This window comes from Paenibacillus sp. J31R34, from assembly GCF_059383715.1.
The window spans coordinates 515,819-538,227 of record NZ_JBXENU010000004.1 but is presented as its reverse complement, the minus strand read 5'-3'; the positions used below and the strand labels follow the sequence as shown (position 1 = coordinate 538,227).

The 22,409-nt window shown below is 43.8% G+C and carries 14 protein-coding genes, 1 tRNA gene and 2 pseudogenes; 9 read left to right on the top strand and 8 right to left on the bottom strand.

Features of this window, described 5'->3' with window-relative positions; all coding sequences use genetic code 11:
* Positions 1 to 891, bottom strand: a pseudogene (locus AC50YG_RS15030) (transposase); the annotation flags it as partial.
* A 222-nt stretch (positions 892 to 1,113) separates the two neighbouring features.
* Here AC50YG_RS15030 and AC50YG_RS15025 point away from each other — a divergent pair.
* The 3 genes and pseudogenes from AC50YG_RS15025 to AC50YG_RS15015 all read left to right on the top strand — a co-directional run bounded on the left by AC50YG_RS15025 (position 1,114) and on the right by AC50YG_RS15015 (position 3,924).
* Positions 1,114 to 1,845, top strand: a complete 732-nt coding sequence (locus tag AC50YG_RS15025; RefSeq protein WP_494827772.1) for a DUF6444 domain-containing protein — start codon at positions 1,114 to 1,116, stop codon at positions 1,843 to 1,845.
* 35 nt (positions 1,846 to 1,880) lie between these two features.
* Positions 1,881 to 2,555: an IS66 family transposase gene (locus AC50YG_RS15020; RefSeq protein WP_494827770.1), complete on the top strand. Its 675-nt coding sequence runs from the start codon at positions 1,881 to 1,883 to the stop codon at positions 2,553 to 2,555.
* Between the two features lie 365 nt (positions 2,556 to 2,920).
* Positions 2,921 to 3,924 (top strand): annotated as a pseudogene (locus tag AC50YG_RS15015) (IS256 family transposase).
* 264 nt (positions 3,925 to 4,188) lie between these two features.
* Here AC50YG_RS15015 and AC50YG_RS15010 read toward each other — a convergent pair.
* Entirely contained in the window at positions 4,189 to 9,681 is a 5,493-nt protein-coding gene (locus tag AC50YG_RS15010) for a metallophosphoesterase (RefSeq protein WP_494827769.1), read from the bottom strand.
* 406 nt (positions 9,682 to 10,087) lie between these two features.
* The gene (locus tag AC50YG_RS15005; RefSeq protein WP_494827804.1) at positions 10,088 to 11,032 is read right to left on the bottom strand and encodes a PQQ-binding-like beta-propeller repeat protein; all 945 of its coding nucleotides are present in this window, start codon (positions 11,030 to 11,032) and stop codon (positions 10,088 to 10,090) included.
* A gap of 424 nt (positions 11,033 to 11,456) precedes the next feature.
* On the opposite strand from AC50YG_RS15005, the gene AC50YG_RS15000 reads away from it, so the two are divergent.
* Both AC50YG_RS15000 and AC50YG_RS14995 read left to right on the top strand, forming a co-directional pair.
* On the top strand, positions 11,457 to 11,768 hold the full coding sequence (locus AC50YG_RS15000) for a hypothetical protein (protein ID WP_494827767.1): 312 nt from the start codon (positions 11,457 to 11,459) through the stop codon (positions 11,766 to 11,768).
* Positions 11,769 to 11,957: 189 nt separating this feature from the next.
* Positions 11,958 to 12,515: a hypothetical protein gene (locus AC50YG_RS14995; protein ID WP_494827765.1), complete on the top strand. Its 558-nt coding sequence runs from the start codon at positions 11,958 to 11,960 to the stop codon at positions 12,513 to 12,515.
* A gap of 364 nt (positions 12,516 to 12,879) precedes the next feature.
* On the opposite strand, the gene AC50YG_RS14990 is transcribed toward AC50YG_RS14995, so the two are convergent.
* Positions 12,880 to 12,955: transfer RNA gene (locus AC50YG_RS14990), tRNA-Ala, on the bottom strand.
* A gap of 32 nt (positions 12,956 to 12,987) precedes the next feature.
* On the bottom strand, positions 12,988 to 14,166 hold the full coding sequence (locus AC50YG_RS14985; protein WP_494827763.1) for an MFS transporter: 1,179 nt from the start codon (positions 14,164 to 14,166) through the stop codon (positions 12,988 to 12,990).
* A gap of 126 nt (positions 14,167 to 14,292) precedes the next feature.
* Between AC50YG_RS14985 and AC50YG_RS14980 the strand changes: the two genes are divergently transcribed.
* Entirely contained in the window at positions 14,293 to 15,183 is an 891-nt protein-coding gene (locus tag AC50YG_RS14980; RefSeq protein ID WP_494827761.1) for a LysR family transcriptional regulator, read from the top strand.
* Positions 15,184 to 15,313: 130 nt separating this feature from the next.
* Here the strand turns inward: AC50YG_RS14980 and AC50YG_RS14975 are convergent, their stop codons facing one another.
* Positions 15,314 to 15,694: an immunity protein PIM1 family protein gene (locus AC50YG_RS14975; protein WP_494827760.1), complete on the bottom strand. Its 381-nt coding sequence runs from the start codon at positions 15,692 to 15,694 to the stop codon at positions 15,314 to 15,316.
* 334 nt (positions 15,695 to 16,028) lie between these two features.
* On the opposite strand from AC50YG_RS14975, the gene AC50YG_RS14970 reads away from it, so the two are divergent.
* The 3 genes from AC50YG_RS14970 (at position 16,029) to AC50YG_RS14960 (ending at position 20,864) form a co-directional block, all read left to right on the top strand.
* Positions 16,029 to 16,655 (top strand): TetR/AcrR family transcriptional regulator, encoded by a 627-nt coding sequence (locus AC50YG_RS14970; protein ID WP_494827758.1) that lies wholly within the window; start codon positions 16,029 to 16,031, stop codon positions 16,653 to 16,655.
* 47 nt (positions 16,656 to 16,702) lie between these two features.
* On the top strand, positions 16,703 to 19,075 hold the full coding sequence (locus tag AC50YG_RS14965) for an MMPL family transporter (protein ID WP_494827756.1): 2,373 nt from the start codon (positions 16,703 to 16,705) through the stop codon (positions 19,073 to 19,075).
* A 304-nt stretch (positions 19,076 to 19,379) separates the two neighbouring features.
* Entirely contained in the window at positions 19,380 to 20,864 is a 1,485-nt protein-coding gene (locus AC50YG_RS14960) for an Lsa family ABC-F type ribosomal protection protein (RefSeq protein WP_494827754.1), read from the top strand.
* Between the two features lie 115 nt (positions 20,865 to 20,979).
* On the opposite strand, the gene AC50YG_RS14955 is transcribed toward AC50YG_RS14960, so the two are convergent.
* Positions 20,980 to 21,513, bottom strand: coding sequence for a MarR family winged helix-turn-helix transcriptional regulator (locus AC50YG_RS14955; protein ID WP_473757715.1), 534 nt, complete (start codon positions 21,511 to 21,513; stop codon positions 20,980 to 20,982).
* A 32-nt stretch (positions 21,514 to 21,545) separates the two neighbouring features.
* The gene (locus AC50YG_RS14950) at positions 21,546 to 22,355 is read right to left on the bottom strand and encodes an alpha/beta hydrolase (RefSeq protein WP_494827749.1); all 810 of its coding nucleotides are present in this window, start codon (positions 22,353 to 22,355) and stop codon (positions 21,546 to 21,548) included.
* Positions 22,356 to 22,409: the final 54 nt, after the last annotated feature.

Below are 22,409 nucleotides of genomic sequence, written 5' to 3'. Positions count from 1 at the left end.
GAAGGCTGTAACCGATAATGAATTGATTTTCTGTTCCAATCTGTACATTGTAACCAGGCTTTAGCTGACCGTTTCGCATATGGTCTTCTTTCATCCGCATGAACGTGGCGTTTTTGTCGGTCTTACTATAACTATTTCGATCTCCAAGTACGGTTTGCTGGTTCTCGTATTTTTGAAGACGAGGCAACAAGTCTTTTCGAAGGGCACCAACGGCTTGCTTAAGCGGCTTATCCTTCGGCTTTTCTTGCAATCTTTCCTCGAGCTTTTTGACGGCGGTTTCTAGTTTTTCACTTGTCATTTCGGCAGCATCTCCAAGCTCACAGAGATCCTGATGGCCGTGTTCCCGATCTTCTTGCTTCTGGGCTTCCTCAATGGTTGCGAACAACGTTTTTACTTTCTCTTGCAGCTTAGCCTTGTATTTCACCACCGCTTTGCCCCAAACAAATGTATAGCGGTTGGCATTCGCTTCGATCTTTGTTCCATCGACAAAGTAATGCTCAAGCTTGACATACTTCTCCTCAGCCAGAAACTGTACAACAGCGGTGAATACCGTTTCGAGTACGGACTTATCCGCTCGGAGCGAAACCGATTAATGGTACGGAAATCTGGTCGTTGCCGGCCTGCAATCCACATAAACATGATGTTTTCGCGGATTGCCTTGGCGATTTGACGCGAAGAGTAGATGCGTTGGGTGTAGGCATAGATGATGACTTTTGTTAACAGTTTAGGATGATAGCTGTCTCGACCGCCACCTGGATAGGCGGCTGCAAAGATGTCGTCGTTTAGTCGATTAACAGCAGCATTAACGACACGTACGAGGTGATGTTGAGGAATATCTTCTTGCAGGTCCATTGGCAGACAAAGTTGATCCATGGTATATTGAATGTACATAGAAACCTTCCTTTCGAAGATGGTTGGGTGGTACCTCCATTTTACCAAAGGTTGGTTTCTTTGTTTTTTACAGATTTCAAAACATTGAAGAGAGGGTGCCTCTAAAGCCTATGGCTTTTGAGACACCCTCTTCTTTTTTCGTTACTACTTAGGTACCCTCTATGAAACAAATGGAAATGGCGTTAAAATAACAGTAAGAAACGAACGAAAAGAGGGCTCCGCGTGAAGCTAGATTCGGAACAAATCCTGCAAATCAGCAAGGGAGATAAGGAAATAGCAGCCTTCATCACGATGCTAACCCAAACCATTGAGCAGCAGGCTCAGCGAATCGAGCAGTTAGAAACGAGAGTAAAAGAGTTAGAAAGACAACTCGGTCAAAACTCCAAAAACAGCAGCAAACCGCCATCCAGCGATGGACTGCGCAAACCGGCGAACTTACGTCAAGCGGGTGGTAAAAAGGGGGCTCCGCATGGTCATGAAGGGCATACCCTTCGTTTCAGCGATGTGCCCGATGAGATCATTGAGCATGTGGTCTCCACCTGTGGAACCTGTCAGCATGAGCTAGGGGATGTATCGATTGCGGGTTATGAGAAACGTCAGGTTTTTGACCTGCCGGCCCCACGGGTCGTGGTGACCGAGCATCAAGCACAGAAGAAAACGTGTCCCCATTGCGGAAGGATCTCGCGAGCTGCTTTTCCAAGTGAAGTCAAGGCGCGGGTCCAATATGGATCAGGCTTTGCCGCTATGACCGCCTATTTGCATGGCCTGCAATTACTGCCTTTGGAGCGAATCGGCCAATTGCTGTATGACCTCACAGGATTGCGCCCAAGTGAAGCGACACTGTTGCACTTTATTCAGAAGATGTCCCAAGCGACCGAGCCGTTGCTGGGGCAGATCCACGAACAACTTATGAACGCCCCTGTCGTGCATGCGGATGAACGGGCTTCCGCGTAGAGGGGCGTGGTCACTGGCTGCACGTCCTTTCAAACGTGGATTGGACCTTATTAAGCGTTCATCCCCACCGTGGAAAACAAGCCATTGTAGCCGTTGGCTTCTTGCCGATTTATGGAGGCGTTGTGGTTCACGACTGTTTTAGCATGTATTTCCACGCCGATTATCGCTTTAAGCATGCCTTATGCAACGCTCATTTGCTGCGGGAGTGTCTCGGGATTGAAGCCTACGATGGACAGGAGTGGGCAACGCTTATCCGTGAATTTCAGCAAGAGAGCTGGGCGGTCATAAAAGATTCCCGCGCAGCCGGAATCCCGCTCGAAGAAGCGATTCTGCACGATATGGAGCGCCGCTACGACGACATTCTGGCGGAAGGCAGGCAGGAATGGACGATGACCGAATCTCCTGTACGAATCTCCGGTAGAGGCCGAATCAAAAAGAGCAAAGCTGCCAATCTGGGCGAACGATTTCTGCTTCATAAAGAAGCGATCCTTCGCTTTATTCGTGATGCGCGCGTTCCCTTCGACAATAATCAGGCCGAACGCGATATCCGGATGGCCAAGGTCAAAATCAAAGTGTCAGGGACTTTTCGTACGCTCGCTTATGCCGAGCACTTTGCCCGCATTCGCAGCGTGATTTCAACGTTTAGAAAACAGCGCTACCCCATTCTCCTTTCCCTCACTTTTGCCTTCCGTGGACAGTTCGCGTTTTAAGCGTTACCTAAGTAGTAACCTTTTTTCAACATAATGTCAGCAACAGGAAACTGCAATCACAGAAATTGATGCAAAATATCACGCTTATTACATCATACAGCCCATTAAGCAATGGAAAGGGGATACGTACTTTGAGTTAGTGGTCAAAAAGTAGTCAACCAAATAGGTTCAAATGCATGCATATGTGTACAAAAAACATAGGTTCCTTTATTCGCATCTGTCACAGTAGGATAATGACATGAATTACTCTGAATTCGAGCCTGGTTCCAGAGTCTGTAAAATAGTTTGTATAAACTCCTAAACCTACTAAAATGTAAGTAGAAGAAAGGTTGGGAGAGCACATGGGATTATGGACAAAAGAGTAACTGCGTCAGTTCATCAAGGAGAACAAATTGGTGACGGCACAAGATGCGCAAAATGCGCTTAAAGATCTGTTTGCAGAGACCATTCAAGAGATGCTAGAAGCGGAGATCGACACGCATCTGGGCTACGACAAGCATGACGTCAAGAACAAGCAGACAACGAACAGCCGTAATGGCAAGAGTCGTAAAACGGTCATGAGCAAGTATGGTGAGCAGGAAATCGTTGTTCCACGCGACCGTCAAGGCGAGTTTGAACCGCTCGTCATCAAGAAGCACCCATCCAACGTAACGGGCATTGAAGACCAGATTGTAGCGCTTTACGCTAAGGGTCTAAGTACGCGAGATATTTAGGATCATCTGGCCAACCTTTACGGCATCGACGTCTCGCCAACACTCATTTCCAACGTGACCAACAAGATCGTACCGCTTATTAAAGAGTGGCAGAACCGACCGCTGCAAGGCGTGTATGCGGTTGTTTTTCTCGATGCCATTCACTTTAAGGTGAAGCAAGATGGCGCCATTGTTGCTATCCGCAGACCGAAATTCAGAAGTGCATCATCCATCAAATTCGCAATTCAACGCGCTACGTCTCTTACAAAGACTTGAAGAAAGTGACGGCTGATCTAAAACCGATCTACAAGGCGGCCACAGAAGGCGCTGCTCTCGCAGAGCTTGATCGATTCGAGGAAGTCTGGGGAACAAAGTATCCACTGATCGTCCGTTCCTGGCGCAATAACTGGGACGAGCTAGCGACCTTCTTCAAATACCCACCAGACATTCGGAAGCTGATCTACACAACCAACATCATTGAGAGCTACCACCGCCAACTCCGCAAAGTCACGAAGGGCAAAAGCATCTTCCCTTCGGATGAAGCCCTACTCAAAATGCTCTATCTCTCGACCATGGACGTCGTCCGCAAATGGACCGGTCGTGTTTAGAACGGGGGACAAATGCTGCTCCAACTCTCCGTTTTCTTCCCGGATCGAGTCGGCCAGCACCTACGCTAACAGGCCAACTCCCCCTCGGGGGAGTTCCTTATAAATGAGTTTACACAAAATTATTGACAGACCCGATTTCCGCATGTTATCACATGTTTGTGATCATGCATGTGATCAAGGAACAAGTAAGTAAATTCAATGTTGTTCATCATTCTACTTGTATAGCCACGAATACTCAATGCCCGCCCTCAAATTCTACCTTTGAGTAGCAGCAATCTTGCTCGCGAGGATTTGTTTTTATACTCACAATATTTCTAATTCCCTTTCTTTTAGTCAATCCAAACTAGTTTCTGATCGATTTATCACTTCTGTGCCTGCAATTGATAAAAATAATTTACATATCGCTCGAACATCAGGAAGTCGAGATTTTGTCCCGAGAGTGAAAACTTGACGTAATGTATCGTTAGGTATATTTCTCCATATACTTTCTACAATTTTATATACATCTTCTAAGTCAGGCTCTTTGCCAAATCCACCTTCATCTCTAATTAAAATGTCATGAAGACCTAATAAAAATATATCCACGCTTTTTTCATCCAAAGGTTGTCCCAGCATCCAAAGTGCTGATGGAAACACTATTCGAGGTAGAAGTCCCCGTTTAAATCTAGGTTCACTATTGCTTAATATATGAAGACCACGTTTAAGACCATCAAATAATGTCTCTTTAAAAGAAGGGCCTTTCTCAATGAACCATTTGATAAATAATGAAATAAAATATTCTCGATCAAACCCAGCCTCTGAAGATGCAATACATTCCATCATTGTCAAAACTTCATTTTGATCTAAGTCTGCTCCATAGATAAGTAGTAATTGAAATATTCTTATCTCATTGTTCCATTTCGTTAAGGGATTTTCTTTTAATTGAATTATCAAATCCGCCTTTAGGGCAGAATCTTGAGAAATGAATTGAAATAAAGATTGCCTTGCTCTCACCATTCTCTGTATAGTTGCGTCATTCTGCGACCTTGTTAGGGGATGCCATTTATCCATATAGGCTTTTAATAAAATAGAAATATCTATTGACTGATGACGGTAGTAATTAATAAATGTGACAAACCAGCATCCCCATGTCCCAAAAGTACAGTATCTATCAATATCTGACGGCTTCAGATCATTGTTGTAGATCAAGAACGATTCAATGAGAATAAAAAACTGTGGATGTACATCATCTGATTGTAGAAGAACCCGATTAAGTGCTTCCTCTAGTTCATTTTTCGAAGCAATTTCGCTTCTAACAACCCGATTATTATTTTTGGATGTGGAAATAGATCTGTTTAAATTAAGCCTAGCTACGATACAAATCTCCAGATTTTCAGGAAAATAGTTAGTTTTTATATTTTGAATACATTCATCAACTACACCATTGAAGCAGTGTGCTAACGTTGCGAGCCAATATCTATTTATTTCATTCCTTCCCTCAAGGACCCTAGGATCATCGAGAAACTCCTTTGCGGCTAGTGTTATTTGTTTTTGTATTTCAATATCGTTCTCTGCTAATCCATATAACCATTCAGTAAGATAGTCACTCGTTGAAATTGAAATATGATCTCCCGAAAAAAATGTCATCCATATTAGAGTTCTCCATTCTGAAGAATCCTTCAGTGCTTTTACAAGTAGAAATAATGCTGGTTCTTTCTTATTTGTCATTGTATATTCTGCAGCCAGTTTCAAAGCAGTTTCACCATATGAGATATCTTGTTCTACAAGCAACTTCTCTGTGTAATAGATACTTTGTAAATCTGAGTAATCATACTTCATCAATTTACAACTAACCATTTGCTCTACAGTTAATTTAGAGCTATGATGTTCAAGTAATGCAGCGGCTGCATACTTTGCTACTTTATGTCCACTTGCTACTGACTCTAACATGAATGAGTACGCCTCGTCAGTAGCTAGTATTGGTTGTCGAGATGATCCAGTAAAGTTACGGTCAATGAAATGATATTTATACAAGATGCCCTCTAAAAGAATTTCCCAGTCAGACTTCTGTAGCGTCTCGCCATTTTTATACAAAAGAATAAGACTCAATACTCTTGCCCGTAAGCTCCTGGTATGTTGCTGAGTTTTTAGATGGAATAAAACCGAGGGACCAAACTTAAGTCGCTGAAAGTAGTCTTCCCATGATTCCATCCCGACCTCATAATCATTTTCTAACACGATTTCCATTGCTTCTATCTCAGTATCAGGGAATACTGCAATTAGTACACATGCTGTTCTCTTGCGTATATTTGGATCAATGTTTAATAACTGTTTTCTCAATTCCTTTACATATGAAGCATCTTCTATATTGAGTAGATCACTCAAATATTGTCTAATATCAGGATTTCGAGAGAGAATGAAGTCGCCCAAAGCTGAGACTGCACGACAAAGCCAGTTGGGATTAGGAACCTCCAACTTTAGAAGTTCTCTTAGTAAAATCCTCCATTCACTCGAGTGAGGTAAATCGAACTTTGTGTCATTTGGATTGAATTGATTTACTAACCATTCAAGAGCGACTAAACCATTCTGCTCAACGAGTTCACCTAAAACCAGTTCACATCGATTAATTTTACCCCCATCATGAAGTCCTTTTAGAAGAGCAGGAGCCAATAGTCGCCAATCTCTAGAACCCAATTCATATAGTATACACGCCGAGACGCTAGCAAGTTCACTATCTTCAGAAGTTAGCCACGCCCTAAGAATTGCAACAATGTTGGAATGACCATATTGATTGACACATTTCATCCATGTTTCCTGAACCGTTTTGTCTTTTCTCTTGCCGTAACCTCCTTTAGCAATTGCTTTTAATATTCCAATGGATGGTTGTTCTTCTTTATTAAGTTCTAACCATAAAACTGCTGCAGTACCACTTCTTTCATTCCAAGATAGTGCAGCATTACGCAACTCATTAATAACCACTTCTTTGTTGCCATCTGTAGCCTCTTTAATAATTTCCTTTTGAGCTTCGACATTTAACACACTTCGCCAAAGTAAGTTAATTAATAATTTTGATCTTTGTGCTGGAGTGAATAAGTCTGGTAATAAAAGAGCTATGGATCCGAGAAGCAAATTATTCTGATGGTACTCAATTAACAAATGCGGCTTAATTAAATTCTTAAATAAACGAATAACTTCATGTGATAGCTTATGGGGCTTAGACAACTTTACCCAGTAACTTATTACTTTTCCTGCTACCTCAGTTGTTCCATCGGATGTAGGTTTAGTTGGATCGAGGTATTGGTTGTAAAACCAAATCATGGCATCATCACCTGCCATGAACAAGGTGCGAGCGATGCATTCAGCTATATGATCGGAATCTTCACCGTAAAAAAATACAGGTCTGAATCCAGCCCTTTTAAATAGATTTAGCGCTTGAAGAGCAAGTTCTGAATTCTCTGATTCAACTACTATTAATGCTGCTGCAGCAGTATTTTTATTCTTCTTCATAAGATCATCTAAATAAGAGTTAAACCAATAATTTAATTTGTTAATTCGATTAATTCTTCTCACATATGTAGCCATAAATGAGACGATACGCCAATGAATGTTGTCGCTAGTTTCAACTTGTTCAGATGTCTCAAGACTTTCAATATGGTAAACAGCTAACGAACATTCCAATAATGGCTGTACAGGGAAAGAGACAAATCCATTTTCTTCAACTAAAATGTGCCTTAATAAAAAAGAAACAACTTGAGAGGCCAAGATTTCGGGATTTGTTCTTCTTTGTCTGGTGAATTCCTCACAGAAAAAGTATTCTAAGCTGAATTTCGTAATACAATTTTCAGAATTTTCTAGTATGCTTGCCGCTTTTGCTAACAGATATAATCGACTACTCTTTATTGGAAATATTTTCTCAAAATCTTCTTCGAGGATGTCTTGTGAACTACGAGATGACCAACCCACTAGTCGTTCATCGAGAAGATCAAACAACAAATCGCCTAAAGAATATTTTTCAAAAGCATCCGTTCGTGACAACCTTGGGTATAATAGTCTTAGAAATAAGGGGGTTGAAGCAGCTAATGAAAGTTGTTTTCTGCTATTAAGCACTGCTATCGCATTTTTGGAATCAGATTCAGCCTTCTCTTGTGACATACCATTAGCAATGGATTCGTTATAGAATAGCTGGTATATTTCCGATTCATTAAATCTAGCCAAACCCAGTAATTGCCACTGTTCATAGTTAAATCCTACCAACTCAATTGGCCTTCCAGTAACAACAATTCGAATTTGAGCCCATTGATTTACAACATCAGATAGTCTCTCCAATACTATTCTAGCTTGCCGTGGTTCAAGCTCATCAATTCCATCAACAACAACAGACACTTCAATCCTTTGTGACATTAATTCTGATAGACTAAATTGTTCCTCAAGATTAAGTAGGTCCTTGATCAGTTCAGAAATAGTATTTATGGTTTCTTTAATAGTCCCGAATTTTCCGCCTCTTAATTTAGAGGCTGGCACAAGAAATGCAAGGCTATTTTCTTTTTCAATTAAGGATTGGACTAACTGAGTCGCTTGTGTACTTTTACCTCCACCTAGTTCAGCGAGAAGAATAGTCTTAGAATTTCTTTTTACTGCAGAAATAAACGGCTCACGAATCTCAATGTGATTAGGTCTTAATTTCCCTTCATCATCGATTGTTATTTGTTCCGTTTGAATAAATACAGAAACATCACGGTCAATCAGATGGGGAAGGACCCCCACTCCTTTTATCGCTCTTGATTTCTTTTCTTTTTCCTGTGTTACATACCTAATGGAATTCTCTTTCATCTTGTTAATTGAAGTCTCTTTTGCAGCGCTAGAAGTATTATCAAAATCTGGTGGAATTGGTCGAATTTCAAATGGATAGTAAGAAGCAGTACCTTTCTGCAACCAATTCTCTCCGTCTGTAATGCTAGGATCAAATTCAAACTGCCTCGATATAAAACCTTCTCTACTAACTTTCATTAATGAAAAACTATTAAAATGAGCTGAATTATCAAAGGCTGCTCCAGCTGTAACATGCCAAGCAGCATCAACTATTTTATTTGGCTTTTTAAGCTTTGCATGCGTATGTCCAGTAAGTATTATGTCACAACGTGCTGCCAAGTAGTCAAAAGTACTAAATCTTGTTGAAGTTCCATAGGGGGTGGTCTCATCCTCATGGAGCCATGAATCAGGATGATGGACTAGAGTAATTGTAGTTTCGGTCCTATTCTTTGCTTTAAGAATACCAGATGATTCTAGAGAAATAATATGTGGCCGCCCCATCCAGAGTCTGTTTTTATCTAGTTTTCCATTGCAGAACCATGCTGAGTTTAAAGATACAAAACTTATGTCGTTGATAGATCGAGACCCTACTAAATAATTATCCTCTTGTTGTAATTGTAAAGGAGGTATACCGAAAGATTCACAAAAATAGGTGTATCCATCAAATCTACTTACAATATGTTTAGGTACGGGTAGTTTAAGTGACTCGTCAGCTTCACCCGCAGTAGATGGATAGAGGAAACCTCTCTCACTACGATCTACATCATGATTTCCAGGGCACAGAATTATTTCGCTTGGTGTTAGTCCTGTAACATCCAGTAATTCTTTGAGCCATTTTGAAGCCGAATCATAATCGGACTTTTTACCAGAATATCCTATATCTCCAGAAATACAGATGATTTCTGGTTTCCATTCTGAATCTTGCGATTTTATACTATCTATTAGCCCAGAAAGAACTATATTTCTGTGTTCAAGTCCGTAGGCATCGTTGCTTTTCTCAGAACCAAAGTGTAGATCAGACAAGTGAAGGATTACCATATATGTTGACCCCCGTACCGATTTTATTAGCAATCGCCCTTCTTTTTTCCTTATTTATACATTCCATCTCTCGTCCTATTATTCGACATGGGGAGACCTTTCCCCTGCATTGAGCAAAAGAAAAGCGCCACATGGGCGCTATTACTACCTTATCAAGTTCTCATTCGCCAATGCATCCAAAAATTACAAGCTGTTTCCATCTTTACTTAGGTTAAACTGCATGCCCAACTCACTAGCCTTATTAGTATATATTTACTTTTGATTGGTCATCGGACAATTCAAGCTGAGTACAGAATGAGTTTTCAGAGCTACACGAGTTGCCTTCAATTGAGCTTTAGGTTACCTTGGAAGGCTACAATGGCTATGATTCCTGTAGATCAATAGGCTCCAGCTGCTTCTGTATTCTCTATGTTTTGGCGTCCTGATACTCTTTGACTCCGAACTTTGTTACGACAATCATGCCATCATTCACGAGGATAGGCGAATGTCCGATGAAGTCATTTTCTTGGTATCGCCATAATTCATTCCCTGTATCTACATCTAGGGATAGGAGTGTGGAGTATCCCGCCATCCCGTTCTTTTGCTGATCGTCCCACATCGCATAATATACTTGGTTATCTGCAACTGCTGGCTTTGTGATTGCAACACCATACATGTTCGTGAACGAGGGATTGCCAATATTCTTACTCCATAGTTCCTTACCATTCGAGGCATCCAACATTACCGTTATGCCAGTCTTCACTTCTGTTAATAGAACCTTATTATCAAGTATGGTAATCAACGGCCTATTCATCATATCAAATCCATGGTTCTCATAGCTCCACTTGGCTTGCTTACTTTTCAAATCATATGCAGTTACTCCGCCGCCAAGATCGGCAACCACAAGAAGCTTATTACTTGCAGCTACACTGCTTACAGGTGATTCGTGTTCGAAGGAATTCAGTTCCTTGCCTGACTTCTCGTTGATAGTGTGTACGCCGCCTTCAAATGGAAGATATAGCTTGTCTCCCGCAACATATGGGGAAATCATGAGTGATACGCTATCCCTGTAGCTCCAGCTTTCCTTTCCAGTCTTTATGTCCAATGCCTTAAGGGTTACGTGGCCATTCTCAAGCTGTTCAGGAATGAATACATGATTGGATGACGCGGCGACTTCTGCTGGTCTTGCTTCGTAGGGAACTTCCTTCTTATATAGATGCTCCCACAGCAGTTCTCCTGAATCAGCATTCAAGGCATGAACTCCTGCATTATCAATAAAACTGACCGTAGTATTGGATGTCGCGGGGCGCGATATCATGCCATCCACATCATGCGTCCATAGCTCCTTTGCTTTCTTGGTTTTATATTCAATTGATCACCTATCGTTTTATAGTAAGCCCCCCTTCGGAGAAGAAGGGGAGCATTGGAAAAGGAGAGGAGAACATCCGCCTTGTCGTCTGGAGGATAATCTCACAATACATATATAACCATTAACCGCACGGGAATCAAGCAATTTCTGAAAATAATTCTGAAAATCCAGTCATATTTTAAGGCTTCGCACCAGCTAGAGCCAAATCAGATGACAAACCCTTGATATCACTGGGGTTTCTGGCATTCAGTGATGAAATCTCAAACAGGTAATTGGGGTATCCCCGCTGGGGGACTAGGCACAAAATCGAGTAATCACGCTTAATCATGACTGGTTATACACCGATTGATAACCGCGCAATTATCAAGTGCTGGCTACAATGATACGTGGTAAGATCACTATATAATGGGAATTGGAGGATACAGTAATGATGAAGGAACTATTGCATGAGGATGCATTCAGGAAGTATCTTGGCAAGGTATTGAGCAGTGAGAGGGTATTGCGCGATTGCATATCTCGTTGTCGCCGCGTAGAGCTATATGAAAAGAATCTATTAAATCATTACAATATGGATGGTGGAAAATCGCTCCTTAACAGGCTGGAATACAGTACTTTTGATGAACGGTCTGGCGCTGAACAAAGGCATTCAATTCCAATCGATGGTAATGTAAGGACGGGTACAGCATCATTACGTAATGCAGTAAATCACTATCTCGACTTTCTAAAGCAACAAGGATAGTGGTGGTTCTCTCCCGCCAACCAAAAGACCTTAAAGGCAGCTCGCCGCAAGCTGGCCCCCCAAACAAGTTGGGAGGCATAGGACAGCATCAGTGCTTACAGTCGCATCGTAAAGGGCAAGCCGCTGCGCGCCCTTTGACGTGCTTACGTTTGATCGTTAATCATTCTATTTTGAAGGGAGTTAATGTGCATGGATATGAAGCCAGTGGAATGGGTTACATCCATACTAGCTGTTGTAGCTATCGTCATAAGTGCATTTTCATGGTGGATTGCCCGCCGAAACACTATTGCTATGGAAAAGAGCGCTGTTGCTGCGGAAAGGAGTGCAGCGGCGGCTATTGAATCCAATGAGCATACTAAGAAGCAGTATGAAGCATTCCAAGAAAAGGAACGTCAGCGGTGGGAATCATTCAGAAGTCTATACATAAAACGCCTGGTTAAGACGAGTAGGCAGATTCATGATTCTATCCTTGGAAAGTACCAGATTGATTCCCCATACTCCCGTACTCCCGTTGTTATCGATTGGGAATCTATAAGGAACGTGCCGCAAGAAATCATATTTGCTGACGATATTTTGATTGATATCTTTACCGCTGAAGAACGGGAGCAGATTGATCGTGCTTGGAGTAGCCTGAACCACCTTATAGATGAATATGGGATTGATGACGTGGAACGGAAAGGAATTGGCTTCGCGGGACAAGTAATCAGTGACTTTCACCGTATAATCCAGATGTTTGAAAGCAAATGAAATGATTATAGTGGGATTGCCGCCGCCCTCTCACGGACATAAGTCGTTTATGTGCGTTAATCCAGGTATGAATAGACATGCTCTCCCGCGCTATCGCTTGTAGAGTGGATACCCTATGTAAGCAAGGTTACGGATGATGATTACTCCATGACAAAAAGACTAAAATAGCTCAAAGCCACGCCCAGTAAGGATTCATTCTAGTAGAGCGGCAAGACTGAAATGATACCGAAATGACTGAACTTCATGGGAGTTGCCGCCGCGTCGCCATTCAAGTCCTATTCTAGTGTTCTAAGCGGAACGGTAATGAACGCAGTAATGACATGGTAACCAAAAAACCTCATGTATCAAGGGTTTGTGGTCATTTTGGTGGAACCAAGGGGGCTCGAACCCCTGGCCTCGTCGCTGCCAGCAACGCGCTCTCCCAGCTGAGCTTAGGCCCCTTAATAAATCTTTATGCTGGTAATCCGTATATTCATGCACTTACCTCCCCATCACTCTTCCTCCCAGTGATAGCTACCTGCACCCCAATCATCACCACAATAACAGCAAGCATCGCAAATAGCGCAGCCATAAAGCTCCCGCTACTATCATAAATCGCCCCAATTAATAAGGGCCCCATTGCGCCTATGATATAGCCACCACACTGAGACATGGCTGACCATGCCCCTGCTTCCTCTGGCGTATCTGTCTCGACAATCGGCAGCATAAGCGCCAGTGGAAACAACCCTCCTGCCCCAATGCCTAGCAATATTGCAGCTGGCAGCATCGGCAGATGGAAAAGCAGCATAACAATCCCGATCAGCTCAGACACACTGCAAAGGATCAGATAAAATCTCCGTTTCCCAGACCTGGCTACAAGGAAGGGAATCGTTAACGATACTGGAATTTGAATAATCGTAAACACGGTCAGGAGCATAGCCGCGCTTGCTGCGCTGTACCCGAAGTTAAGGGCGATCGGTGAAATCCACGCCGTAACCGAATAAAAGACACTGGCCATTAAGCCGAAAAATAAGGTTAACATAACCGCTTTTTTATTGCGGATTGGCAGCTTCGAACTAGATTGCGCTAAGCTTTCTTTGCTCTTCTTGTACCCCTTATTCCCCCTGTTCCCCAGAAAAGCCGACCAAAAGATTAAAGCAATCACGCCGAAAATAGCCCAGCATGACAAAGTCAGCGTTAAGCTATGATTGCTGCGATTGTATAAAGGTATAGCAAATGCAGAGGCAATGGCTGCCCCTACGGTCATCGAAGCGGAATAAACACTCACAATGCCGGGCTTTGTGGGGAAATACTTTTTAATAAAACCAGACAGCAGCGGCCCTGCCAAGCTGATCCCGATACCGCCAACTAACGCAGTTACAATCAATATAAAAACTGAGCTAACGATCCCCCGCAAAGCGGTAGCCCCTGTAATGAGAAATAAGGCAATAAAAATAGTTCGCTCAAGCCCTACCCGATCACGCAATGCGGTTGCCGCTGGAGCAAAAATCCCCATGCATAATACAGGCAAGGTCGTCAGCAGACTTGCGGTTAGCCCACTCATGGCCAGATCATTTTGCATCGTACGAAGCAAAGGGGCAACCGATGTAATAATCGGTCTTAGATTTAAAGCTGCGATAAATATAGCTAACAGTAAAAAATTTTTTTTCATAGATGCTGCCTCTCTCTATTTAGCTTTGTATCACTTCATCAAGTATATGGCCCCACTTTTCATTGATCAATCCTATAATTTCTATTATTATGATAGTAAAATACTATCATTCAAAGGAGCCGCAGCATGGACAATCGAAATATCCAGTATTTTATGGCCGTATTTGAGCTGCTTCATTTTACAAAGGCTGCCGAAAGGCTTGGCATCTCGCAGCCTACATTAAGCCAGCAAATTCGCATCCTTGAAGCCGAGCTGGGCACGCCGCTTTTTGACCGCATTGGTAAAAAGGTTGTAGCAACGGAAGCCGGCAAGCTCCTGTCGCATTACGGAGTTAAGATGCTGCAAGCAGAACGGGATGCCAAAAATGCAATTAAGGAGCTTTTATCTGGAGAAGGCGGCACCGTCCGACTGGCCGTGCTTCCCTCGGATTTGGATTTTCAGCTCGTCCCACTGTTCGTTCCTTTTAAGGCGAAATATCCTCACATCCAGCTGCAGGTTTTCTCAACTATACATGTGCAAGAAGAAGTGCTTAACCATAAAGTCGATATTGGAATTGGCTTGCAAGGCCTGCCTGATAAAAGATTAGTCCAAGTGCCGCTTGGCTCGGAGCCCTATCATCTCTTCGTGCATGCAGCAAGCGAGCTTGCTAAACGAAAGGAAATTACACTGCAAGAGCTGGAGCAGCATGCATTAGTTATGTATCCGAAAGGCTTTCTTGGCCGTGATTTGGTTGATGAGGTTTGCATCAAAGAGGGATTTGAATTAGCTACCGTTATGGAAACCAGTTCAGCCCATTCGCTGCTGCAATTAGTTTCTGCTGGGATAGGCGCTACTATACAGCCGAAAGGCTTGCTTCGTCAATTTCCAGAACGGCTGGACATTGTAGCTATACCCTTTAAAGGGTCTACACCTGTGCGCCATATGGAGCTGATGTATTGTACGGATCGCTTTATTAGCCGCTCGCATCAACAATTAACGGATGGGCTGATTGATTTTTTTCATGGAAAAAATAGCTAAAGCGACTATGCCTTCAGGCAGCGGCAATGATGCAAAAAAAGACAGCTAGAACAAGGGTTGTCCCTTGTTCTAGCTGCCTTAAATGAATCGGTTACGGTGCGGCACATCACGATTATTCCATATACAGCATCTAGCTTAAGAAAGGCAATTGGCCTTGCAAATAGGACGATAGCATATGCTTAATAACCGGATCTTCGCCCCCGTCCTGCAATAAAGCCATACAGATCAAACGAATATCATCGCTTATATACCCGGCCAAATCATGATTCTCTGTCAAGCGGAATGCTTGCTTAAATGCTTGTTCTCGCCCCCCACGTATTTGTTCACTCTCTTCCACATCAGAACCATCAGCGTCGAGCTCCCATCGCTTTGAAGCCGTAATCCATTCGTCATCATTCGCATCACGCTTATCTAAATATTGGTCAGCATCCAGTTCGGAAAATGTTTGTTCCGTAAGCAGGCGCCCTGCCTCCAAGCCCTCTAGCAAATTGACCAATTGTGATTGACTCACCAAAATCCGCCTCCTAATTAAAGTTCTTTCAAACGCTCATGTGAGATTGCGATAGCATAAAATAACGGCAAAACGAGTATCAGCTTAACTATAGTAACGCAACTAAAAATCGATTTAGAATAAACCTTTTCGCAATACTCTTTACTTACTTAATATATATTAACCTAATTACTATATTCAAATGAACACGCCTATGGTTGTGCTCAATACCTTGGCAGGTAACGTTCACAATTTCGAAAAACTTGCCCATTGTGCATCTTTGCATTTTGGGCAATAATATTCATAACAGTTGTATGAGTTAAACTTTACCCATTTATACGAATTTACAAAGGAGGTGTACTCATTGATTGCTAAACAAACCTTGCGTGACAGGAAAAAAGAAGCCACTGCCTCTGCCCTGGCTGAAGCCGCATTCGAGCTCGCGCTTGAAAAAGGTTTGGACGGCTTCGTAGTCGACGACGTTGTGCAGCAGGCTGGATATTCCAGACGAACGTTCGCCAACTATTTCTCCTGTAAAGAAGAAGCCGTTGCGGCCGTCGCTGTCCCCACAAAGAGTGTAGAGGAATATGAGAAATTACTTGCGGGCTTGCCACAAGCAGCAACACCGGTTGATGTGCTGTACAGCCTGATGCAGATGCAGTTTACCGCTGAGTTTTTGCTTAAAATACGCAAATTTGTCTCCCTTTCAAAGCAGTACCCCACACTTGAACCGTACATCCTAGGTGTGTTCCGCCGTTTGCAAATGGCAGCTCAGGAAGCATTGGAACCATTCGCCCGCGGGCGTTATAAAGACGGGTATACCCATCTTCTAGTCGGCGCCGTTTATGGAGCGTTTGTGCCAATACTTGACGGCAGTCTGAACGTCCTGCTTCCGGGTGAGACAGAAGCTGAACCTACAGCTGCGATCCCATTCGATCAATATTTAAATGCGATGTTCGAGTATTTGCGAAAAGGCTTCTAGCCACTTTTGACGACCAATCATCATGATATAAAGGAGATTAACATCACATGTCAACATTTTTGTACAAATTAGGGAAATCCGCTTACGACAAGCCTTGGCAGTTCCTCATCAGCTGGATCGCTATTCTTGGAGTCGTAATCGCTATGCTCGCAGTCAACGGCATCCATTCCAGCTCTGAAATGAAAATTGCCGGTACAGAATCGCAGAAGGTACTCGATCAACTAACGAAAGAGCTTCCCGAAGCCTCTGGCGGACAAGCCAGCATTGCCTTTACGGTACCTGTTGGAGAACGTTTGGACACACCGGAACGGTTAGCTTTAATCCAGAAGGCTGTTAATGACGTTTATAATGTAGACTTTGTCATTAATCCTGCTAAATTGGCTGCGGAAGCTGGCCTTTCGGCTGCTGACAGCAGCCAAACGGGGGCCGCGGCTACAGGGGCGAGCCAAGAAACACAAGCAGCCCAAGGAACACAAACAAACCAGCCAAGCACCGCTGAAATACCTCCTTATGGCCCGTTGATAGTAGATGGCGTTCCGGTAATTGGCGTCATGCTCTCATCTGACGGTGGTCTCGCCCTGTTCCAGTTCCAATTCACCGAGCAGCAGGCGTCGTTGCCCAAATCCGTACCAGACGCTGTAATCAACGCCGTCGCTGCTGTCGAGCAGAATAATTCCGGCATTACAGCTATACCTAGTGATTCGCTTAAGAGCACGCCGGCCATCGGTTCGACAGAAGCAATCGGTCTTCTCGTTGCAGCCGTTGTACTCATTATTACACTTGGCTCTGTTGTTGCTGCGGGTCTGCCGCTGCTTACCGCTATTTTTGGCGTAGCGATCAGTATTGGAGGCGCATTTGCCCTCTCGAAGTTTATCCCGATCAATGACATTACGCCTATTTTGGCGATCATGATTGGACTTGCTGTCGGCATCGACTATTCCCTATTTATTGTAAATCGTCAGCGCCGCATGATTTTAGATCAGGGACTAAGTGCGCGTGAAGCTGCGAGCAGAGCGGTTGGTACAGCTGGCAGCGCCGTATTTTTTGCAGGCTTAACCGTTATTATTGCTTTGTTCGGCATGCTCGTCATTGGCATTGAGTTCTTGTCTACGATGGCAATGGTCGCTGGAGTGACGGTTTTCGTCACTGTACTGCTGGCCCTGACTCTGCTGCCTGCCCTGCTTGGTTTCGTAGGTGAACGTATCTGCTCGCCTAAAGTCCGCATGAAAAACAGCAGCACAGGCCATAAAGCTCAGCATGGCTTCTCCATTCGCTGGGTTAAGGGAACGGTGAAATATCGCTGGCTTATTATTTTCGGAGTGATCATCGTTCTAGGCACGGCAGCGATTCCGGTTACGAAAATGGAGCTCGGGATTCCCTCTGGCGCTTCGGCAAACCTGGATACATCTGCTAGGCAAAGTTATGACGCGATTTCCAAAGGGTTCGGAGAAGGCTTCAACGGTCCCCTGCTTCTGGTGGGCGAGCCGCAAAATGCGTCCGATACATTCACTCCTGAAAAACTCGGCAATCTCGTTCAAGAGCTTCAAAAGCATGACAATGTTTCACTCGTCACACTGATGGGTGTGAACAAAACGGGCGATATGGCGATTATTAGCCTGATTCCTAAAACAGGACCAACGGACTTAGCAACAAAGGATCTAGTAAACGATCTGCGTGCCCCAGAATCAAGCATTGCGCAAAATACGGATGTGAAGCTTGGCGTTACTGGGTTCACCGCTATTAATATTGATATGTCGTCTAAGCTGTCGGAGGCGTTCCCTCTGTATGTCGGCATTATCGTCATTCTGTCCATTATTATTCTGCTCTTGGTGTTTCGCTCGATCATCGTTCCAATTAAAGCGACGGTCGGTTTTATTCTCAGCATACTTGCAACGTTCGGCCTTACTACGGCGGTTTACCAGTGGGGATGGATGCATTCACTCTTCGGCTTTGACACAGGCGGCCCGCTGCTCAGCTTTATGCCAATCCTAGTCACCGGAATTCTTTACGGACTGGCGATGGATTATCAGGTCTTCCTAGTCAGCTCTATGCGTGAGTCTTACGTGCATGGCCATAGAGGAACCGACAGTGTCGTACACGGCTATGATCTGGCAAGCCGCATTGTTCTTGCCGCTGCTGTCATTATGGTATCCGTCTTTGCCGGATTCATTTTCGCACCTGATGCCATGATCAAACAGATCGGCTTCGCGCTGGCTATTGGCATACTTATCGATGCATTCATTGTCCGTATGACGCTGGTTCCAGCCGTCATGGCTGTCTTCGGAGATAAAGCTTGGTGGCTGCCAAAATGGCTAGACCGTTTGCTGCCGAACCTTGATGTCGAGGGTGATAAGCTGATTACTGCGCTGAATGCTCAGGGCAGCAGCGACAGCAAGACGAAGGCGAACAAGCCCGCATAACGATCAACTTTTTCATGCCAGCTATATCGCAAACGGCGAAGGTTGCAACCAAACAACGGATATGTTAAAATTCACTAAACTGTGCGATAGGAGCTGAAGAGGATAATGTAGACTTTCTTGTTGAACGTTTGAAGAATAAAACATCGTGTTTTGTTCTTTGCGTGCAAGAAAGTTACTTATTCTTTTCACTCAAATATATAGGCTTATTTGGCCCATGCTGGGCTGAATTTGCTGTATTTTTTGAGCTACAAGAAGGGTAACTTTCTTGTAGCTCTTTTTATTTTTTCAAAAGGGGGAATTTGTCATGTCCTTAATTAAAGTGACGAACCTTACATTTGCCTATGAAGGCAGCTACGACAACATCTTTGATCAGGTCAGCTTCCAAATCGATACCGACTGGAAACTGGGCTTTACGGGAAGGAATGGCCGGGGGAAAACGACGTTTCTTAATCTGCTGCTCGGCAACTATGAATACAATGGCACCATTTCTGCCGATGTCAGCTTTGAATATTTTCCTTTCCCTATCGAAAATAAGGAAAACAATACGCTGGATATCATCGACCATATATATCCGGACTATCAGCATTGGGAGCTTCTGCGTGAGCTTTCCATGCTGAAGGTGTCGGAGGATGTTTTATACAGGCCCTTCGATACTTTATCGAACGGAGAGCAAACGAAAGTGCAGCTTGCTGCCTTGTTTCTAAAAGAAAACAGCTTTCTGCTCATCGATGAGCCGACGAACCATCTGGACATCCATGCCAGGAAGCTGGTCAGCGATTATTTGAAAGCCAAGAGCGGATTTATTCTCGTATCCCATGATCGGGCATTTCTTGACAACTGCGTCGATCATATTCTGACGATTAACAAGGCTGGCATCGAAATTCAGAAAGGTAGCTTTTCCGATTGGTGGGAAAATAAACAACGGCAGGACCACTTCGAAATGGCCGAGAACGAAAAACTGCGCAAGGACGTCAAGCGGCTGAACGAAGCGGCAAAACGAACGAGTAGCTGGTCACATGAAGTAGAGAAAACGAAAAATGGCACCCGAAATTCTGGCTCCAAGGTGGATAAAGGGTACATCGGTCACAAGGCCGCGAAAATGATGAAGCGATCCAAGTCGCTCGAGCATAGACAGCAGTCGGCTATCGACGAAAGATCCCTGCTTCTGAAAAATGTCGAAAGCTCCGATAGCCTCAAAATTTCGCAATTGGCTTATCACAAGTCCCAGCTGATTGAGCTGGATCACGTCTCGATTCAGTATGGCGAGAAGCCGGTTTGCCGCGACGTCAGCTTCACGATCGAGCAAGGGGATCGCATTGCTCTTTCCGGCCCGAATGGCTCTGGAAAATCAAGTCTCCTCAAGCTGATTTATGGTGAGGAAATCCCCTTCTCTGGAACGTTCCGCAAAGGAAGCCAGCTGAAAATTTCCTATGTATCGCAGGACACCGCGCATTTGCGAGGCGATTTGTCAGCTTATGCCGAAAGCCATGGAATCGACGAAAGCTTGTTCAAAGCGATTTTAAGGAAGCTGGATTTTTCTCGTATTCAATTCGAAAAGGACATCGCCTCCTTCAGCGGCGGCCAGAAAAAGAAGGTGCTGATCGCTAAAAGCCTTTGCGAGCCCGCCCATCTGCATATTTGGGATGAGCCGCTCAATTTTATCGATGTCATCTCCCGGATGCAAATCGAAGAGCTGCTGCTGGAGCATGCGCCAACGATACTTTTTGTAGAGCATGACAGCGAGTTTTGCAAGCATGTGGCGACCAAGGTCGTGGAATTGAAAGGCTAGCATTGTTCATTTTTTCTATAAAAAAGGAATTTCCCTTCAAGCCATTTTACAGCCTGAGGGGAAATTCCATTTAAATAGGGCATGAGTAACTCGACTGTCACAGGTAGTAGCGAATTTACTCATTTATTTCATCCATTACTGCATCCATTTTTATTAGCTTGCGCGGCACTTGTTCTTTTTCACCATACCATAGCAGCACATCAGCAAATAAATCTAAAATACGAATGAAGTTATCCTTGTCCGCCTCTGATACTTTGTCAGCATACTGAAAAATATCATCAAAGCAAATTTGGCGGACAAATTCCGTGTATTTTGCATACACCTCGCGCCCTTCGGCAGAAGGCTTTACATATATATCTTTGCGATTGCCGCTTAAATGATATTTCTCCAATAGGCCTTTTTCCTCTAAATTTTTAACGTTTTTGGAAAAGGTGCTGCGACTAACCCCAAGACGTGCTGCCATTTCCGACATTTTCTCATCTTTGTCCTCAGCTTCCAGAATATATTCCAGCGTTTGAATTTGCGAGGCAGAGAACATCACATCTGTTCCATAGCTTCGCTGCAGCTTATAGGTGTTTGAGTAAGCATTCCCGTACTTAATGATCTTCTCAATAAGTGCTCGATGGTTGCCCATCCATTCTAATTTCATTGGCGATACCTTTCATCTTGCAGGTACAAAAATCAGATTCGTTGTTCCATCCAAGAAACGGCTTCTTCAATGACCTCGTCGCGACTTGGTTCGTTAAATATTTCATGCATGAGATGCGCATAAATTTTCAACGTTTTATCAGTAGAAGCAATATCTCCGTAAAAATCACGAGAATCCTGTTCGCTTACGAGCCCGTCATTCGCTCCGTGCAGCACTAAAACCGGATCAACAAATGTTTTCGCATGTTGTTTCAGCCACTCTACTCCATACCCTAGGCTATTGAATAGATCTACAGAAATTTGCTTTTCTACTAGCGGATCATTCGCGTAAGCGGATACAACCTCTGGATCACTGCAAACTCCGCTGCCAAGCTCATTTGGAAAATACGTGCCCAAAGGAAGCACTAGCGGCAGTTCTCCGGCAACCTTCGTATGATAACGCGTAAGCGCTCCAGATAAAACAATTCCTTTTACTTTGCCTGGGTATTTAGTTCCAAAAGAAGAGGATGCAAAGCCTCCCATACTATGTCCGATTACAAAAAGAGGGGTATCGCCGCTCTCTTGCAATGCCGCCTCAACAATGACATTCACATCGTCAATCATTTGATGAAAATCGTTGTAGAAGGTGCGCGGACCTTCTGACCTGGCATGGCCACGATGGTCAAAACGATATACATTAAAACCACGCTTGTTTAATTTTTCCGTTAAATAATCGTAGCGTCCAGCATGCTCGCATAAACCATGAACGATTACAACTGCAGCCTTTGCATCACTGACCACATTTTTACTGAAATAAAGCTTTGTACCGTCAAAGGAGGCAATAGTTGTTTCAATAATGCTCATAATAACTCCCATTCCTTTCGCTACGCTCAAGCACAAAACAGATTGAATTCCACC

Bases quoted from the DNA above. Each gene is read 5' to 3' on its own strand.
- AC50YG_RS14985 (WP_494827763.1), bottom strand. From the start codon at position 14,166: ATGAAAAAAAATTTTTTACTGTTAGCTATATTTATCGCAGCTTTAAAT.
- AC50YG_RS14955 (WP_473757715.1), bottom strand. From the start codon at position 21,513: ATGAAATTAGAATGGATGGGCAACCATCGAGCACTTATTGAGAAGATC.
- AC50YG_RS14995 (WP_494827765.1), top strand. From the start codon at position 11,958: ATGGATATGAAGCCAGTGGAATGGGTTACATCCATACTAGCTGTTGTA.
- AC50YG_RS14960 (WP_494827754.1), top strand. From the start codon at position 19,380: ATGTCCTTAATTAAAGTGACGAACCTTACATTTGCCTATGAAGGCAGC.
- AC50YG_RS14965 (WP_494827756.1), top strand. From the start codon at position 16,703: ATGTCAACATTTTTGTACAAATTAGGGAAATCCGCTTACGACAAGCCT.
- AC50YG_RS15000 (WP_494827767.1), top strand. From the start codon at position 11,457: ATGATGAAGGAACTATTGCATGAGGATGCATTCAGGAAGTATCTTGGC.
- AC50YG_RS14980 (WP_494827761.1), top strand. From the start codon at position 14,293: ATGGACAATCGAAATATCCAGTATTTTATGGCCGTATTTGAGCTGCTT.
- AC50YG_RS15010 (WP_494827769.1), bottom strand. From the start codon at position 9,681: ATGGTAATCCTTCACTTGTCTGATCTACACTTTGGTTCTGAGAAAAGC.
- AC50YG_RS14950 (WP_494827749.1), bottom strand. From the start codon at position 22,355: ATGAGCATTATTGAAACAACTATTGCCTCCTTTGACGGTACAAAGCTT.